Source organism: Streptomyces triticisoli, from assembly GCF_003270085.1.
Lineage (GTDB): Bacteria > Actinomycetota > Actinomycetes > Streptomycetales > Streptomycetaceae > Streptomyces > Streptomyces triticisoli.
This window is the reverse complement of sequence record NZ_QFDQ01000177.1, coordinates 24,608-41,989: the sequence shown is the minus strand read 5'-3', so window position 1 is coordinate 41,989 and position 17,382 is coordinate 24,608. Positions and strand designations below refer to the sequence as shown.

Here is a 17,382-nt window from a genome sequence, read left to right as displayed (position 1 = left end):
CTTACGGAACACCATGGCGCTCCGCGTCCTCATGGTGCTCCGCGTCCTTCCGCAGACGGGGAATCCCGGCGACCCGGTAGGCATCGGCCTCCTCCAGCGTCTCGTTCTCCAGCAGGGCCCGCGCCAGCGCGTCCAGCTGCCCCCGGTGGTCACGCAGCTTGCGGCACGCCTCCTCGTAGCACTCGTCGACGATGCGCCGCATCTCGGTGTCGATCGTGTCCAGCGTCTGCGGGGCCGCCGCCAGCCCGTACGCCTGCTGGGCGTCGCTCGGCAGGGCGGACAGACGGCCCAGATGCTCGCTCATGCCCCACCGGGCCACCATCCCGCGCGCGATGTTGGTGACCTGCTCCAGATCGTGCTCCGAACCGGTCGTGACGACCCCGTAGACGACGTGCTCCGCCGCCATGCCGCCCAGCGCGCCGATGATGCGGCCGCGCAGATACTCCTCCGTGTACGCGTATTTGTCGGACTCCGGCGTCGACAACGTCACACCGAGCGCCCTCCCCCGCGGAACGATGGTGATCTTGCGGACGGGGTCGGCACCGGGCTGCAGCATGCCGAGCAGGGCGTGCCCGCTCTCGTGGTACGCCGTACGCCGACGCTCCTCCTCGGGCATCACCAGGGCACGCTCCGCACCCAGCTGGACCTTCTCCAGCGCCTCCGAGAAGTCGGCCTGCGTCACCCGCTGCTGCCGCCGCTTGACCGCGAGCAGAGCGGCCTCGTTGGCCAGGTTGGCCAGCTCGGCCCCCGTCATTCCCGGAGTCGTACGGGCCACCCGGGCGAGGTCCACGTCCGGGGCGAGCGGGATCCGGCGGGTGTGGATCCGCAGAATCGCCTCGCGGCCGCCCCGGTCCGGCGGCGACACGCTGACCACCCGGTCGAAGCGCCCGGGGCGGGTCAGTGCGGGGTCCAGGACGTCGGCGCGATTGGTCGCGGCCAGCACGATCACACCCTCGGAGCCGGAGAAGCCGTCCATCTCCGTCAGGATCTGGTTCAGCGTCTGCTCACGCTCGTCATGACCGCCCACCGACGCACCACCGCCCCGCGCCCGGCCGATGGTGTCGATCTCGTCGATGAAGACGATCGACGGAGCCACCTTGCGGGCCTCCGCGAACAGCTCACGCACGCGTGACGCACCGACGCCCACGATCATCTCGATGAACTCGGACGCCGACGCCGAGAAGAACGGCACCCCCGCCTCCCCCGCGACCGCCCGCGCGAGCAGGGTCTTGCCCGTACCCGGCGGACCCGTCAGCAGCACACCCCGGGGCATCTTCGCGCCCATGTGACGGTAGGCGTCCGGATGCTTCAGGAAGTCGACGACATCGTCCAGCTCGCCCTTGACCTCGTCGATGCCGGCCACATCCATGAAGGTGGTGCGCTGGGTGCCCGGCTGCAGCTCGACCGGCCGGGGCGGCTCCTTGCGCCCGAGCAGACCGCCCGGCCCGCCCAGCCCCGCACGGATCCGCCGCGCGAAGAAGACCCACAGCGCCACCAGGATCGCGATCGGCGCCAGCGAGAGCAGCAGGTTGGCCAGCAGGCCGCGCTCCTGCACCACCGGCTGCGCGGTCACCGTGACATGGTGACCGCTCAGGCTCTGCCAGAGCTTGTCGTCCGCGAAGGCCGGGCGCTGGGTCCTGAACTTGGTGTACCTGCCGCCGCCCTCCGGGTTGTCCCGATCGCTCTTCAACTGGCCCTGGATCGCGTCGCCCTTGGAGTAGATCCTGCTGACGTTGCCGGCGTCGACCTGCCTGCTGAACTCGGTGTACGAGATCGTCGGCTCGTTGCCCGCGCTGTAGTGGCTCAGCAAGCCGTAGGCCACCAGGAAGACGATCACCGCCGTGACGAGCAGACCCCACCATCTGCCGCGCATCCTGCCGCCCCCGGGCCGCCCGGACGTCTGCTCCGGGGCACCTTCGGTGCGCCACGGCTGGTCAGGGACCTTGCGTGGTGGCGCGGCATTGCTCATATCTGGACGTTACGGCAGACGGCGGGCCCCGGCACGCGCTGAGGGCGCCCTTCCTGGGAAGGGCGCCCTCAGCGCCGTACGCCTGCCGTGCGGGTTTCAGCCCATGAACTTCTTGAACTCGTCCGGGAGCTCGAACTCCTGGCCGCCCTGCTGCGGCAGCCCGAAGGCACCGCCGCCCTGGGCCGCTGCGGCGCGGCGGGCCGCCTCCTCCTGCTCCTGCTGCTTGCGCTTCATCGGGTTGCCGGAGCGCTGCTTGCCCTTGGCCTTCTTCGGCTGCTTCTTCGTCCGGCCGGGGCCGCCACCCATGCCCGGGATCCCCGGCATGCCGGGCATGCCGCCGCCCTGGGCCATGCGGGACATCATCTTGCGGGCCTCGAAGAACCGCTCGACGAGGTTCTTCACCGCGCTGACCTCGACACCGGAGCCCTTGGCGATACGGGCGCGGCGGGAGCCGTTGATGATCGTCGGGTCCTGGCGCTCGCCCGGGGTCATCGACTTGATGATGGCGGCCGTGCGGTCCACGTCGCGCTCGTCGATGTTGTTGATCTGGTCCTTGATCTGCCCCATGCCGGGCAGCATGCCGAGCAGCTTCGAGATGCTGCCCATCTTCCTGACCTGCTCCATCTGGGCCAGGAAGTCGTCCAGGGTGAAGTCCTGGCCCTTCTTGGACGCCAGCTTGGAGGCCATCTTCTCGGCCTCTTCCTGGCTGAACGTCTTCTCCGCCTGCTCGATCAGGGTGAGCAGGTCACCCATGTCGAGGATGCGGGAGGCCATCCGGTCCGGGTGGAAGGCGTCGAAGTCGTCGAGCTTCTCACCGTTCGACGCGAACATGATCGGCTTGCCGGTGACCTCGCGGATCGACAGGGCCGCACCACCGCGGGCGTCACCGTCGAGCTTGGAGAGCACCACGCCGTCGAAGCCGACGCCGTCACGGAACGCCTCGGCGGTGTTGACGGCGTCCTGACCGATCATCGCGTCGACGACGAACAGGATCTCGTCGGGGCTGACCGCGTCCCTGATGTCCGCGGCCTGCTGCATCATCTCGATGTCGACGCCGAGGCGGCCGGCGGTGTCCACGATCACGATGTCGTGGACCTTGGCCTTCGCGAAGTCGATGGAGTCCTTGGCGACCTTGACCGGGTCACCCACGCCGTTGCCCGGCTCGGGCGCGTAGACGGCGACGCCGGCGCGCTCGGCGACGACGCTGAGCTGGTTGACCGCGTTCGGACGCTGGAGGTCGGCGGCGACCAGCACCGGGGAGTGGCCCTGCTCCTTGAGCCACTTGCCGAGCTTGCCCGCGAGGGTGGTCTTACCGGCACCCTGGAGACCGGCGAGCATGATCACGGTGGGGGGCTGCTTGGCGAAGCGGAGGCGGCGGGTCTCGCCGCCCAGGATCGTGACCAGCTCGTCGTTGACGATCTTCAGGATCTGCTGGGCCGGATTCAGCGCCTTGGAGACCTCGGATCCGAGGGCACGAGTCTTGACGTTCTTGATGAACGTGCGGACGACCGGCAGCGCCACGTCCGCTTCGAGCAGTGCGATGCGGATCTCGCGCGCCGTGGCGTCGATGTCCGCCTCGGAGAGCCGGCCTTTCCCGCGGAGATTTTTGAAAGTCGCGCTGAGGCGGTCGGAGAGGGTGTCGAACACGGCGGCGTCGGTCCTCGGAGTCGGGGTCGTTTTGGGCTGTCCTCCAGGGTATCCGGCTCAGCAAGCAAATCGTCCCTGCCCGCTGGATACAGCGAGCAGGAACACACCCCCACATCGGCGGGGACTACGTCGCGTCCCTGCCGGCCGTCGCCCGGCGACTCCTGCCCTGGTGCTTTCAGAGCGCGTCCGGGCCGCGCTCGCCGGTCCGGACGCGGACCGCCGTCTCGACCGGCAGGGACCAGACCTTGCCGTCACCGATCTTGCCCGTGCGGGCCGCCTTGACGATGACCTCGATCAGTTGCTCGGCGTCGTCGTCCTCGGTCAGCACCTCGATGCGGATCTTGGGCACCAGGTCGACGGTGTACTCGGCGCCGCGGTAGACCTCGGTGTGGCCGCGCTGCCGTCCGTGGCCGCTCGCCTCGGTGACGGTGAGACCGTGGGCGCCGAACGCCTGCAGGGCCTCCTTGATCTCGTCGAGCCGGTGGGGTTTGACGACGGCGGTGATGAGCTTCACGCGTCCACCTTCTTGCTCTGCTTGGCCTTGCTCTGGGTGGCCATGCCCTGCACGGCCTTGCCCTGCACGGCGGCCAGGGACGGGACGGTGACGGCGGTGACGACACCGCCGCCCGCGCCGGTGAAGTCGTACGCCGTCTCGGCGTGCTGGGACTGGTCGATGCCGGAGACCTCCTCCTCCTCGGGGACCCGCATGCCGATGGTCCGGTCCAGGAGGAAGGCGAGGACCGCGGAGGCGAGCAGGGAGTAGGCGAGGACCGCGAACACACCGGCGCACTGCTTCCAGAGCTGGTCCGGGCCGCCGCCGTAGAAGAGGCCCTTGACGGCGGACTGGCCCTTGCCGCTGGCGAAGAGGCCGATCAGCAGGGAGCCGGTGACACCGCCGGCCATGTGTACGCCGACCACGTCGAGGGAGTCGTCGTAGCCGAACCGGTACTTCAGGCCGACCGCCATGGCGCACACGACACCGGCGACGGCGCCGACCGCGATCGCGCCGAGCGGGGAGACCGCCCCGCCGGAGGGGGTGATCGCGACCAGGCCGGCGACCGCGCCGGAGGCGGCGCCGAGGGTGGTGAAGGCGCCGTGGCGGAGCTTCTCGTAGGCGAGCCAGGCGAGCATGGCCGTGGCGGTGGCGACCTGGGTGTTGACGAACATCAGCGGGCCGACGCCGTCGCCGTTGCCGAGCCAGGAGCCGGCGTTGAAGCCGAACCAGCCGAACCACAGCAGGCCCGCGCCGAGCATGACCAGGGGGAGGCTGTGCGGGCGCATCGGGTCCTTCTTGAAGCCGACGCGCTTGCCGATCACGAGGATGACGCCGAGTGCCGCGGCGCCGGCGTTGATGTGGACCGCGGTACCGCCGGCGAAGTCGATCACTCCCAACTGGTAGGCCCAGCCGCCGGTGCCCCAGACCCAGTGGGCGACCGGGAAGTACACGACGGTGGCCCACAGCACCAGGAACAGCGCCCAGGCGGTGAACTTCACCCGGTCGGCCAGCGCGCCGCTGATCAGGGCGGGTGTGATGATCGCGAACATCAGCTGGAAGACGGCGAAGACGAGGACCGGGATGGTGTGTCCGGGCCAGAGTTCCGCCTTGCCGATTCCGCTGAAGCCGACGAAGTCGGAGGTCCAGCCGATGAGCGAGCCCCTGTCGGCGCCGAAGGCCATCGAGAAGCCGTAGAGCATCCAGAGGAGGGTGACGACGCCGAGGCTGATGAAGCTCATCATCAGCATGTTGAGTGTGCTCTTGACGCGGACCATGCCTCCGTAGAAGAAGGCCAGGCCCGGGGTCATCAGCATCACCAGGGCGGAACAGATGAGCATGAAGCCGGTGTCGGCGGACGACAGCTTGGGCGCGTCCGCCGCCAGCGTGATGGCGGCTGGTGCCATCGGCGTCTCCTCGTCGGTGTGAGGGGCGGGCCGGTCCTGCGCCACGAGACTCGCGCAGCGCGGTTTCGGCGGACGCCCCCCGGTGTTTCGCCGGGGTGACGAAGGCGGCTGGTGTGTTACGCGTCGGTGAATCGCACGCGAAGCCGGCCGCGGCGGCCTTCCGATGACCTGGCTGGGGGAGCCGAGTCGGGCGGTTCGGGAGGGCCGGCCGCGGCCGGGGTCCAAGGGGGTGGGGGGGGCGTCGCGGCCCTGGGTGTCAGACGGCTTCGACGGTCTCGGGCAGCTCGGCGGCGAGCTGTTCGGTGAGGTCCACGACCTCTGCGCGGTCCCCGTAGTCACGCACGGCGTTGTCGACGGTCTTTCGGATACGGGTGTTCACGCGCTCGGAGCGGACCTTCTTGGCCACCTTCATGGCCCGGGTGACGTACCGCGTGCTCTGCTCGGGCTCACGCTGGAGCAGGTGCACCGTGGCCATGCCGATGAGGTTGAGTGCGTACGACCGCTGGTGCTCGTGGTCCTGGGCGAACAGTTCTACGGCCCTCTGCATCAGCGGCTCGGCCAGCGAGGCGTAGGCGGGGCTGCGGCCGGCGACGTAGGCGAGGTCGCGGTAGGAGTGGGAGTTCTCGGCGTACAGCTCGGCCTCGGAGAAGAAGCGAATCCAGTCGGGGTCGGGCTCGTCCCAGTCCTCGGCGTCGGCGAAGGTGTCCTCGGCCATGCGCACCGCGCGCTTGCACTTGCCGGGCCGGCCCATGTTGGCGTAGGCGCGGGCCTCCAGCGCGTACAGCATGGACTGGGTGCGGGGGCTCGCGCAGTCCCGGCTGCCGTACTGTGCGAGGTGGATGAGTTCCAGGGCGTCCTCGGGGCGGCCGAGGTGGATCATCTGGCGGCTCATGCTGGACAGGACGTACGAGCCGAGGGGCTTGTCGCCGGCTTCCTTGGCGGCGTGCAGGGCCAGGACGAAGTACTTCTGCGCGGTGGGCTGCAGTCCCACGTCGTAGCTCATCCAGCCGGCCAGCTGGGCGAGTTCCGCGGCGACTTTGAAGAGCCTGCGGGTGGTGGTCTCGGGCTGGGGCTCCTGGAGGAGGTCCGTCACTTCGTGCAGTTGGCCGACGACGGCCTTGCGACGCAGGCCGCCGCCGCACTGGGCGTCCCACTGCCGGAACATCTTGGTGGTGGTCTCCAGCAGTTCCAGCTCGGGCCGGGAGAGCCGGCCGAGGCGGCGGGAGGCGGCCTGCGGCTCGGACTCCCGCAGGGGTGGGGCTCCCGCTCCCCCCTGTTCGAGCGGGGCCGGGAGCCTGGGGGACGGGGGCGAGGGCACGAGCCAGCGCTGCAGCGGCTCGATGAGGGAGGGGCCCGCGGACAGCACCAGCGAGGTCCCGAGGAAGCCGCGCCGCGCCAGCATCAGGTCGCTGCGCGAGAACTCGCTGAGCAGGGCCACGGTCTGCGGGCCCGTCCAGGGCAGGTCGACGCCGGTCGCGGAGGGTGCCTGGCGGGCGGTGCGCAGGCCGAGGTCCTCCACGGAGACGACGCAGCCGAAGCGCTCGGAGAACAGCTCCGAGAGGATCCTGGGGATCGGCTCGCGCGGGTTCTCGCCGTCCAGCCAGCGCCTGACGCGCGAGGTGTCGGTGGAGATGTGGTTGGCGCCCAGCTGGCGGGCGCGGCGGTTGACCTGGCGGGCGAGCTCGCCCTTGGACCAGCCGCTGCGCACGAACCACGAGGCGAGCAGCTCGTTCGGGCGCTTGTCCGCGCTCGCCGCGCCCGTCCCGCCTCCGCCGTTGCTGCCGCTCACTGGAACGCCCCCATCCCTGAGACCACTTGTCGCTGAGTGCGCCAAGCCCTATCAGAATGCCTGTCAATACGGCCGTTCGTCCGCCGATTCTCACCCTTCGAACGGACTGCCGACTTGCCTCCGGCATACCCACGAGCGCATGTGCTCCCAGGACTCGCGCACTTACAGTAACCCCACGATCACCGGTACAGCCATGGGGATTCATGAAACGCCACCATTCGCCACCCCTTCGAATGAACCCTCGGTGGCCCTTACGCGATTCACTTGACACAGGACAACCGCGGGCGGGCGGAGCGGTGTGCGTCAGGGCGCGCGCCGCGGGGCGCACCACCCGGGGTGCTTCCGGACGCTGCGGGGACCCGGCCGCGCCGGGAGGGAGCGGAAACACAGAGTCACGATTCACATTCGTCTCGTAACCATCGGGGCGGTGGAACCGTTGGAGGGGGCATGGGCTTCACGATCGGCGGCATGCGCGAGATCCGCTCCGGCACGCGGCGGCGCGGCCGGTCGTACCGCTCGTCGGAGTGCACGGCGGTGGCCGAGTACACCGGGCTGTGGGGCTGGGACGTGGTGCGGGGCGCGCGGGCCGTCGGCGGCGCGTGCTCCTGCGGCCGTACGGACTGTCCGGCGCCGGGCGCGCACCCTCTGGAGTTCGCGCCCGAAATCCCGGCCGGCGCCACGCTCGACGAGGTGAGCAGGGCATGGGCGGAGCTGCCCGGGGCCTCGGTGATGCTGGCGGTCGGGCGCGCGTTCGACGTCATCGAGGTGGCCGAGCCGGCCGGGCGCCGTGCCCTGGCCCGGCTGGAGCGCATGGGCCTCCCCCTCGGCCCGGTGACCGCCACCCCCGAGGGGCGCGCGCACTTCTTCGTCTCCCCCGGGGCCGCCGCCCAACTGCCGGCCCTCCTCTACCGCCTGGGCTGGGACGACCCCACCTCGCTCGACCTGTGCGGCCTCGGCCCGGGCACCCACCTCACGGCCCCGCCCTCCGACCGGGGCGGCCGGGGCCCGGTCCGCTGGCTCCGCCCACCCGCCCTGGACGCCGCCAGGCCCCCCGAGGCCCGCCTCCTCCTGGGCACCCTGGCCTACGTGGCCCACCGCTCCCGGGCGTAACCGCCGGGCATACGGCCGCCGCTCAGGAACCCCACGACCGCCCCGCGCCGGCGCGGCCCCTCGATCTCTGTCTCCCGACCGCGCTCAGGCGGGGGGTGAGCGACCGGCGGGCGCGCCGACTGCGGCGTACTGCGGCAGCCCGGCACGGAACAACGACGGCACGGCGTGGATGTGGCTCGCGGCTGGGGCTCGGTGGGCGAGGGGCGAGGGGCGCGGCCCTCGGTTTCGGCGTCGCCTCGGGCGCCTGCGGGAGTGTGGCCCCCGCCGCGCGGGCCCTGTCGACAGCGACGCCCGCCCCGGGGGACCGGGGCGGGCGTTCGCTCGGTGGGTGGGGATCAGTCTCCGATGATGGCGTCGACGAAGGCCTCCGGTTCGAAGGGGGCCAGGTCGTCCGGGCCCTCGCCGAGGCCGACCAGCTTGACCGGTACGCCCAGTTCACGCTGGACGGCGGCCACGATGCCGCCCTTGGCCGTGCCGTCCAGCTTGGTGAGGACGATGCCGGTGATGTCGACGACCTCGGCGAAGACGCGGGCCTGGATCAGGCCGTTCTGGCCGGTGGTCGCGTCGAGTACGAGCAGGACCTCGTCCAGCGGGGCGTGCTTCTCCACGACGCGCTTGACCTTGCCGAGCTCGTCCATGAGGCCGGTCTTGGTGTGCAGGCGGCCGGCGGTGTCGATGAGTACCACGTCGGCGCCCATCTCCTTGCCCTCCTTCACCGCGTCGAAGGCGACGGAGGCGGGGTCGCCGGCCTCCGGGCCGCGCACGGTGTAGGCGCCGACCCGCTCGCCCCAGGTCTGCAGCTGGTCGGCAGCGGCCGCGCGGAAGGTGTCGGCGGCACCCAGGACGACGCTGCGGCCGTCGGCGACCAGCACGCGGGCGAGCTTGCCGGTCGTGGTGGTCTTGCCGGTGCCGTTGACTCCGACGACCATCACGATGCCGGGCTTGCTGGTGGCCGGCTCGGTCTTCACGGTGCGGTCCATGTCGGTGCCGATCAGCGTGAGCAGCTCCTCGCGCAGCAGACCGCGCAGCTCCGCGGGGGTGCGGGTACCGAGCACGCGCACGCGTTCACGCAGCCGCTCGACCAGCTCCTGGGTGGGCTGCACGCCGACGTCGGCGGTCAGCAGGGTGTCCTCGACCTCCTCCCAGGTGTCCTCGTCGAGGTGTTCACGGGACAGCAGCGTGAGCAGGCCCTTGCCCAGGGCGTTCTGCGAGCGGGAGAGGCGGGCGCGCAGCCGGACCAGACGGCCGGCGGTGGGCTCCGGCACCTCGATCACGGGTGCCGGAAGCTCCTCGACGGGCAGCTCCTCGACGGCGACGGGGGCCGACCCGTCGGGCAGGTCCACCTCCTCGATCGTCCGCCGCGGCTCCTCGCGCGGCGTCTCGGCCTCCTCGCCCACGTGCGGCTCGGCCGGAGGGGCGGTGATGTCGGGGGGCGTGGGCGGCGGCGGGGGCAGCGGCTTCCTCCGCCTGCTGCCGACGATGAGCCCGCCGAGCGCGCCGAGCACCACCACGGCGATGACTACAGCAAGGATGATGGTTTCCATAACCCTGCCAGTATCAGCCATGGTTCCCGGCCTGAGGGGGCTTGTTTCTTCGGCGAGGAGACAAACGCCACTGAATGGCAAAAGTCGGATCAAAGTAGGATGGGGCGGGTCGCGTCCATACGCGCAGAACCCCCCTCCCCTCTCCCCGACCCAGGCACGGAACCCTTCTTCATGAGCAAGACCGCATGAGCAAGACCCCCGAGACAGAAGGCGCACTGGAAACCCGCGGCATCGAACAGGTGCCCGATCATGAGCGCACCGCCAGAACCCGCGAGCTGTTCCCCACCTGGGTCGGCGCCAACATCAGCGTGCTGCTGCTCACCATGGGCGCGAGCCTCGTCGTGGCGTACCGCCTCAATCTCTGGCAGGCGCTCGTCGTCGCCGTCGCCGCCCCTGTCGTGTCGTACGGCCTGGTCGGGCTCATCGGCATCGCGGGCAAGCGCGGCGGGGCGCCCGGCATGGCGCTGTCCCGGGCGGTCTTCGGGCAGCGCGGCAACCTGCTGCCCGGCTCGCTGATCTGGGTGGCCCGCTGGGGCTGGGAGACGATCAACGCGGTGGTCGGTGCCTACGCGATGCTCACCATCCTGCACATCCTGTTCGGCCTGAAGGCGAACAGCGCGCTGGACATGGTGACGCTGCTGGCGTTCGTCGCCGCGACCTTCGCGATCTCCGGGCTCGGCATCAACGCCGTGCAGAAGTGCAACAAGTACGCGACCTACCTCTTCGGTCTGTTCTCGGTCCTGGTCCTCGCCTTCCTGATCGTGGACACCGACTGGCCGAGGGTGTTCGCCCACTCCGCCGGTTCGACGGCCGCGGTGATCACCGGTATCGGCATGGTCGCGGCGGGCGGCGTCAGCTGGATCCCGTCGGCGCCGGACTTCACGCGCTATCTGCCGCGTACGGCCTCCGCCAGGGCGATCGTGGGCACCTCGGTCGGCGGCGCCGGCATCGTCGTCCTGCCGATGGTCCTCATGGGCGCGGTGATGGCGGTCTCCGTGCCGGACCTCGCCTCGGCCGCCGACCCGGTCTCCTTCCTCGGGAGGATCCTGCCGACCTGGATCGCGGTGCCGTATCTGCTGATCGCGCTGATCGGCATGCTGCTGATCAACGCGATGTCGATGTACTCGGCCGGCTTCACCGCGCAGACCCTGGGTTTCAAGGTGCCGCGCCACTGGGCGGTGTCGGTCAACGCCGTGATCTCTCTGGTGTTCGGCGGTGTGCTGATGCTGGTGGCGACCAGTTTCCTGGGCTCGTTCATCGCCTTCCTGTCGCTGCTCGCGGTCGCCTTCTCCGCCTGGGTCGGTGTCTTCGGCGCGGACATGCTGCGGCGCACGGAGTACGACGGCCGGGCCATGGCCGACACCAGCCGCACCAGCGCCTACTGGTACCGGGGCGGCTTCTCCCCCGCCGCGGTCACCGCCTGGGCGACCGGCCTCGCCGCGGGGCTGATGTTCACCACCTCCGTCTGGTTCACCGGCCCGCTGGCCGGGAACAACGTCATCGGCGAGTACGGCCTCGGCTGGATCGCGACGATTGTGATCTCCGGCCTGCTGTACCTGGTGCTGCCCAAGCCGCCGGTACCGCCCCGGGCGGCGGCCACCGCGAAGCCCGTCGAGCGGCTGGAACCCCTGGGCGTCCGAAGCGCCCCGACTCCCCTCGTCCGCGGGTGGGACTCGCCGGCGAAAACCGCCGCCCCGCCCGGGCGGTGACCGGGCCGGGCGGCTGACGGCCTTGCGGCGTGCTGGGCCGGCCGGGGGGACGCTGCCGTGCGATCCGGGACGCCGGGTGCGGTGCCCGGGGGCGCCCCCTCCGGGGGAGGGAGTACGGGGCCCCTGCTCCACCAGCGAGATGGTTCAGGGCCTCCCCGCCGCCTCTGGCCGCATCCACATGGCCAGGCCGCAAGGCGTGCACATCGGCGTCCTCCGGTCGCGGGGGACGCCGATGTGCGCCCCAACCCGTTCGGGGCGTGCCTGCGAGCGGACTCGCTCCCGCTCACTGCCCGGGAACGGTCATCCCATCTCCTCCAGCGCCCTGCCCTTCGTCTCCTTGACGAACTTCAGGACGAACGGGATGGAGAGCGCCGCGAAGAACGTGTAGATCATGTAGGTGCCGGAGAGGTTCCAGTCGGCCAGCGACGGGAAGCTCGCGGTGATGGCCCAGTTGGCGATCCACTGGGCGGAGGCAGCCACGCCCAGGGCGGCGGCGCGGATCCTGTTCGGGAACATCTCACCGAGCAGGACCCAGACGACCACACCCCAGGACAGGGCGAAGAAGAGGACGAAGAGGTGGGCGGCGAGCAGGGCGATCAGGCCCTGGGGGGCCGGCAGCTTGCCGTTGACCAGGGGGTGCGAGAACGCCCAGGCCTCCAGACCCAGGCCGACGACCATCCCGGCCGAGCCGATGAGCGCGAGCGGCTTGCGGCCGATGCGGTCCACGAAGATCATCGCGATCACGGTGCCGACGATGTTGATGATCGATGTCGTGAACGAGTAGAGGAACGAGTCCGTCGGGTTGATGCCGACCGACTGCCACAGCGTCGTGGAGTAGTAGAACGCGACGTTGATGCCGACGAACTGCTGGAAGGCGGACAGGCCGATGCCGATCCAGACGATCCGCTTGAAGAGGAAGCTGTCGCCGAGCAGGTCCTTGAAGCTGGGCTTGTGCTCGCGCCTCATGGCGGTCTCGATCTCGGCCACACGGGCGTCGAGGTCGACGTCCCTGCCCTCGACCTCGGCGAGGATCTCGCGGGCGCGGGCGCGGCGGCCGACGGAGACCAGGAAGCGCGGGGACTCGGGGATGACGAAGGAGAGCAGCCCGTACAGCACGGCCGGGATGACCATCACGCCCAGCATGACCTGCCAGGCCTCCAGGCCGATCAGACGGCCGCGCTGGTTGCCGCCGGCGGCGTGGAGCAGACCCCAGTTGACCAGCTGGGATATGGCGATGCCGACGACGATCGCGGCCTGCTGGAAGGAACCCAGGCGACCGCGGTAGGCGGGCGGGGCGACCTCGGCGATGTAGGCGGGGCCGATGACGGAGGCCATGCCGATGGCGAAGCCGCCGATGATGCGCCAGAAGGCGAGGTCCCACAGGGCGAAGGGCAGGGCCGAGCCGATGGAGCTGATGGTGAACAGGATCGCGGCTATCCGCATGCACAGGATGCGGCCGATGCGGTCGGCTATGCGGCCCGCGGTCGCGGCGCCGACGGCGCAGCCGATCAGGGCGATGGCGATGACCTGGGCCAGCTCCGCGGATCCGATGCCGTAGCGGTGACGGATGGCCTCGACGGCGCCATTGATCACGGAGCTGTCGTAACCGAAGAGGAAACCGCCCATGGCGGCCGACGCCGCGATGAAGATGACGTGCCCGAGATGATCGGGATGAGCCGTACTGGCTCCTGGCCTGGGGGCCTGCTCTGTGCTTGTCACGTGTACTCCTCGGGCGCACCGGCAACGCTGCCGGGGTGGGGGGCAGCCCTTTCAGGTGAGATCTGAAGGCAAAAGCAACGCCGCAGAGACCATGTCTTCAAATATCGAAGTCAATACCCCTGCTGCTACCTGCTACTACATGAACTTTTACGGCACCACTGGGTGGGTTTATGTTCAAGTGCTGTAGTCAAGCACTGGACATGATCCGACTACCCCGAAGTCGCGGCGGCACGCGGGGTCCATGGCAAGGGAGTTCTCGCGGCGGGGCCTCCGTCCGGGCCCGTGCTTCGGCTAGCGCAGCCGCTGGCTGATGACCTTCGACACACCGTCGCCCTGCATGGAGACGCCGTAGAGCGCGTCCGCCACTTCCATGGTGCGCTTCTGGTGCGTGATCACGATGAGTTGCGAGGTCTCCTGCAGCTCCTGCATGATCCGGATCAGCCGCTGGAGGTTGGTGTCGTCCAGGGCGGCCTCGACCTCGTCCATGACGTAGAACGGGCTCGGGCGGGCCTTGAAGATGGACACGAGCAGTGCGACGGCCGTCAGCGACCGCTCGCCGCCGGAGAGCAGGGACAGCCGCTTGACCTTCTTGCCCGGCGGGCGGGCCTCGACGTCGACGCCCGTGGTGAGCATGTTGTCGGGGTCGGTCAGTACGAGACGTCCCTCGCCGCCCGGGAAGAGCCGGCCGAAGACTCCCTCGAACTCGCGGGCGGTGTCCCGGTAGGCCTCGGTGAAGACCTGCTCGACGCGCTCGTCGACCTCCTTGACGACCTGGAGGAGGTCGGCTCGGGTCTTCTTGAGGTCCTCGAGCTGCTCACTGAGGAACTTGTGGCGTTCCTCCAGTGCCGCGAACTCCTCCAGGGCCAGCGGGTTGACCTTGCCGAGCTGCCGGTAGGCGCGCTCGGCGGCCTTCAGCCGCTTCTCCTGCTCGGCCCGCGCGAAGGGGCGGGGCCGGTTGCGCGGATGCGAGCCCGCGGCGGAGCCGCTGTCGGATTCAGCCTCCGGCAGCTGCTCGCCCTCGGCGGGCGGTGAGGGCGGCACGAGCTGGTGCGGCCCGTACTCCGCCACCAGCCCCGCCGGTTCGACACCGAGTTCCTCCAACGCCCTGGTCTCCAGCTGTTCGATGCGCAGCCGCTTCTCGGCGCCGAGGACCTCGCCGCGGTGGACGGAGTCCGTCAGCTTGTCGAGTTCGGCCTTGAGCTCGCGTCCCTCGGCGCGGGCGGCGGTCAGTTCCTGCTCGCGCCGGGCCTTCGCGGCCTCGGCGGCGGCGCGTTCCCGCTCGGCGCGGGCCACGGAGACCTCGACGTGTGCGAGCAGCTGCCGGGTGCCGGAGGCGACCGCCCCGGCGACGGCCGCCTCATGGCGCAGCCGGGCGCGCCGCTGCTCGGCACGCGCGCGTGCCTCGCGTTCGGCGCGGGCGGCCCGGTCCAGGGAGTCGGCCCGGCCGGCCAGTCCCTTGACACGTTCCTCGTGCGTACGGACCTGGAGGCGGGCCTCCATCTCGGTCTGGCGGGCGTTGGCGCCGTCGGCGGCGAGCCGGTCCCGTACGGAGGTGTCGGGCTCCTCCTCGATCGGCGTCTCCTCGGCGACGGCGAGCCGTTCGGCGAGTTCCTCGACCTCTTGGAGCGCCTCGTCGAGGGCCTCCTGGGCGCGGGCGGCGGCGGCTGTGGACCGTTCGGCCTCCCCGGCGGCGCCGCGCGCCTGCCCGGCGAGCCGGCCGAGCTGCTGGGCCACGGCGGATTTCTCCCGGTCGGCGGCCCGCCGCCGCTCGCCCAGCTCCTCGACCAGGGCGGCGTGCTCCTCGCGGTGCTCTCCGGCCCGCTGCTGTGCCTCGGTCAGCTCCTCGCACCGTACGGCGAGCTCTTCGAGCTCGGCGGCGGCCTCGTCCACGGCGGCCTGTACCTCCAGCAGACTGGGCGCGCCGGCGGACCCGCCCTGCGCGAAGTGCGCCCCGAGCAGATCCCCTTCCGCGGTCACGGCCGTGAGGTCGGGCCGAGCCCGGACCAGGTCCTCGGCGTCCTCCAGCGTGCCGACGACGACGATCCCCCGCAGCAGGCGACGTACGGCGGGCATCAGTTCGGCGGGACCGCCGACGAGGTCGGCGGCGAAGGGGTGTCCGGCCGCGGTACGGTCCTCGGCCCGCTCGCTCCCCGGCACGTCGGAGGCCGCGAGGAGCAGGGCCGCGCGGCCCGCGTCCTGTTTGCGCAGGAGGCGGAGGGCGTCCGCGGCCGCGGAGGGGGAGGTGACCGCGAGGGCGTCGGCGGCGGTGCCGAAGGCGGTGGCCAGGGGGGTTTCGTGGCCGGGGGTGACCGTCAGGAGTTCGGCGGCGGGGCCCAGGAGGCCGATGAGGCGGTCTCTCGCGTCGAGCAGGGCGCCGGTGCCGTCCTTGCGGCGCAGGCCGGTGGCCAGGGCGTCGTGGCGGGCCCGGGTCGCCGCCCGTTCGCGTTCGGCCGCCGTGACGGCCTCGCGGGCGGCCGAGAGGGCGGCCTCCGCCTCGGCGAGGGCCGCCTTGGCCGCCTCGTGCCGGCCGGCGAGCTCTTCGTCGCCGGCGTCGAGGCCGTCGACCTCGGCCTTGAGGGCCTCGTACTCCTCCTGGGCGTGGACGGCCCGTTCCTGGGCCTCGTCCCGGGCGGCGGCCAGCCGGTCGATCTCGGCCTGGGCGGAGGCGGCGCGCGAGCGGGCCGCGTTCACCTGGCCGCTGAGCCGGGCCAGGCCCTCGCGGCGGTCGGCGACGGCGCGGGCCGCGTCCTTCAGGCGGCGCTCCTCGACGGCGAGTTCGCGTTCCAGCTCGGCGCGGTGGGCGACGGTGTCGTCCAGTGCCCGCTGAGCCGCTTCGAGGGCCGCCTCCAGCTCGGCCTCCTGCTCGCGGATCCGGGCGGCCTCGCGCTCCAGGTCCTCCGGGTCGCGGCCGCGCCGCTCCTCGGGCGGCGCGGAGGTGGCGCTCTTCACGCGCGCGTCGGCGAGCGAGATCGTGCCGCGCACGCGTTCGGCGAGCTGGGACAGCTCGTACCAGGTCTGCTGGGCACGCTGCAGGCGCGGGGCGAGCCGGCGCACCTCGTCCTCCAGCAGGGCCTCGCGCCGCAGGGCCTTCCTCAGTTCCTGCTCGGCGGCCTCCTTGCGTTCCTTCAGGGCCGCCTCGTCGGCGATCTCGGTCTTCAGGGCCTCGCGGAGACGTACGAGGTCGTCGGCCAGCAGGCGCAGGCGGGCGTCGCGGAGGTCGGCCTGGATGACCGCCGCCCGGCGGGCGACCGCCGCCTGCCGGCCCAGCGGCTTGAGCTGGCGGCGCAGTTCGTCGGTGAGGTCCTGCACGCGCGCGAGGTTGGCCTGCATCGCGTCCAGTTTCCTGAGCGCCTTCTCCTTGCGCTTGCGGTGCTTGAGGACGCCTGCGGCCTCCTCGATGAAGGCGCGGCGGCCCATGGGGTCGGCGTGCAGGACGGAGTCGAGCTGGCCCTGCCCGACGATGACGTGCATCTCGCGGCCGATGCCGGAGTCCGACAGCAGCTCCTGGATGTCGAGCAGCCGGCAGGTGTCGCCGTTGATCTGGTACTCGCTGCCGCCGTTGCGGAACATGATCCGTGTGATGGTGACCTCGGCGTACTCGATGGGCAGCGCCCCGTCGGAGTTGTCGATGGTCAGCGACACCTCGGCGCGGCCGAGCGGCGGACGCCCGGTGGTGCCGGCGAAGATGACGTCCTCCATCTTGCCGCCGCGCAGCGATTTGGCGCCCTGTTCGCCCATGACCCAGCTGAGCGCGTCCACCACATTGGACTTGCCCGAGCCGTTCGGTCCGACGACGCACGTGATCCCCGGTTCGAACCGGAGCGTGGTCGCCGAGGCGAACGACTTGAACCCGCGGAGGGTCAGGGCCTTGAGGTGCACGGCTTCGGACTTTACCCGCCGCCGTTATCCCATTCCACGAACCCTCGCAACCGCGCGGTTTCACGCATGAACATGCAGGGCACACCAGAGGTTGAGATGGTGAAAGGATGCGCGGGG

The 17,382-nt window shown here is 71.1% G+C and carries 10 protein-coding genes; 2 read left to right on the top strand and 8 right to left on the bottom strand.

The annotated features are described in order from the left end of the window. Position 1 precedes the first annotated feature (1 nt). The 5 genes from ftsH to nsdA form a co-directional block, all read right to left on the bottom strand. Entirely contained in the window at positions 2-1,969 is a 1,968-nt protein-coding gene (gene ftsH, locus DEP02_RS23680; protein WP_112469711.1) for an ATP-dependent zinc metalloprotease FtsH, read from the bottom strand. A 96-nt stretch (positions 1,970-2,065) separates the two neighbouring features. After that, complete coding sequence (ffh, locus tag DEP02_RS23675; protein WP_112469710.1) at positions 2,066-3,616, bottom strand: signal recognition particle protein; 1,551 nt, start codon at positions 3,614-3,616, stop codon at positions 2,066-2,068. 175 nt (positions 3,617-3,791) lie between these two features. Further along, on the bottom strand, positions 3,792-4,130 hold the full coding sequence (locus DEP02_RS23670) for a P-II family nitrogen regulator (protein WP_112469709.1): 339 nt from the start codon (positions 4,128-4,130) through the stop codon (positions 3,792-3,794). Continuing rightward, positions 4,127-5,515: an ammonium transporter gene (locus tag DEP02_RS23665; protein WP_112469708.1), complete on the bottom strand. Its 1,389-nt coding sequence runs from the start codon at positions 5,513-5,515 to the stop codon at positions 4,127-4,129. Before DEP02_RS23665 ends, DEP02_RS23670 begins: the two co-directional genes overlap by 4 nt. A gap of 256 nt (positions 5,516-5,771) precedes the next feature. Then, complete coding sequence (nsdA, locus tag DEP02_RS23660) at positions 5,772-7,304, bottom strand: transcriptional repressor NsdA (protein WP_112469707.1); 1,533 nt, start codon at positions 7,302-7,304, stop codon at positions 5,772-5,774. Between the two features lie 447 nt (positions 7,305-7,751). Between nsdA and DEP02_RS23655 the strand changes: the two genes are divergently transcribed. After that, entirely contained in the window at positions 7,752-8,414 is a 663-nt protein-coding gene (locus DEP02_RS23655) for a bifunctional DNA primase/polymerase (RefSeq protein ID WP_112469706.1), read from the top strand. 335 nt (positions 8,415-8,749) lie between these two features. Here the strand turns inward: DEP02_RS23655 and ftsY are convergent, their stop codons facing one another. Further along, positions 8,750-9,958 carry a signal recognition particle-docking protein FtsY gene (ftsY, locus tag DEP02_RS23650; RefSeq protein WP_112469705.1) on the bottom strand — a complete coding sequence of 403 codons (1,209 nt, stop codon included), beginning with the start codon at positions 9,956-9,958 and terminating at the stop codon, positions 8,750-8,752. A gap of 185 nt (positions 9,959-10,143) precedes the next feature. Between ftsY and DEP02_RS23645 the strand changes: the two genes are divergently transcribed. After that, positions 10,144-11,667, top strand: a complete 1,524-nt coding sequence (locus DEP02_RS23645) for a cytosine permease (protein ID WP_232839251.1) — start codon at positions 10,144-10,146, stop codon at positions 11,665-11,667. Between the two features lie 300 nt (positions 11,668-11,967). On the opposite strand, the gene DEP02_RS23640 is transcribed toward DEP02_RS23645, so the two are convergent. Together DEP02_RS23640 and smc are read right to left on the bottom strand one after the other, a co-directional pair. Then, entirely contained in the window at positions 11,968-13,386 is a 1,419-nt protein-coding gene (locus DEP02_RS23640) for a sugar porter family MFS transporter (protein WP_112469704.1), read from the bottom strand. A 291-nt stretch (positions 13,387-13,677) separates the two neighbouring features. Beyond that, positions 13,678-17,265, bottom strand: coding sequence for a chromosome segregation protein SMC (gene smc, locus DEP02_RS23635; RefSeq protein ID WP_112469703.1), 3,588 nt, complete (start codon positions 17,263-17,265; stop codon positions 13,678-13,680). Positions 17,266-17,382: the final 117 nt, after the last annotated feature.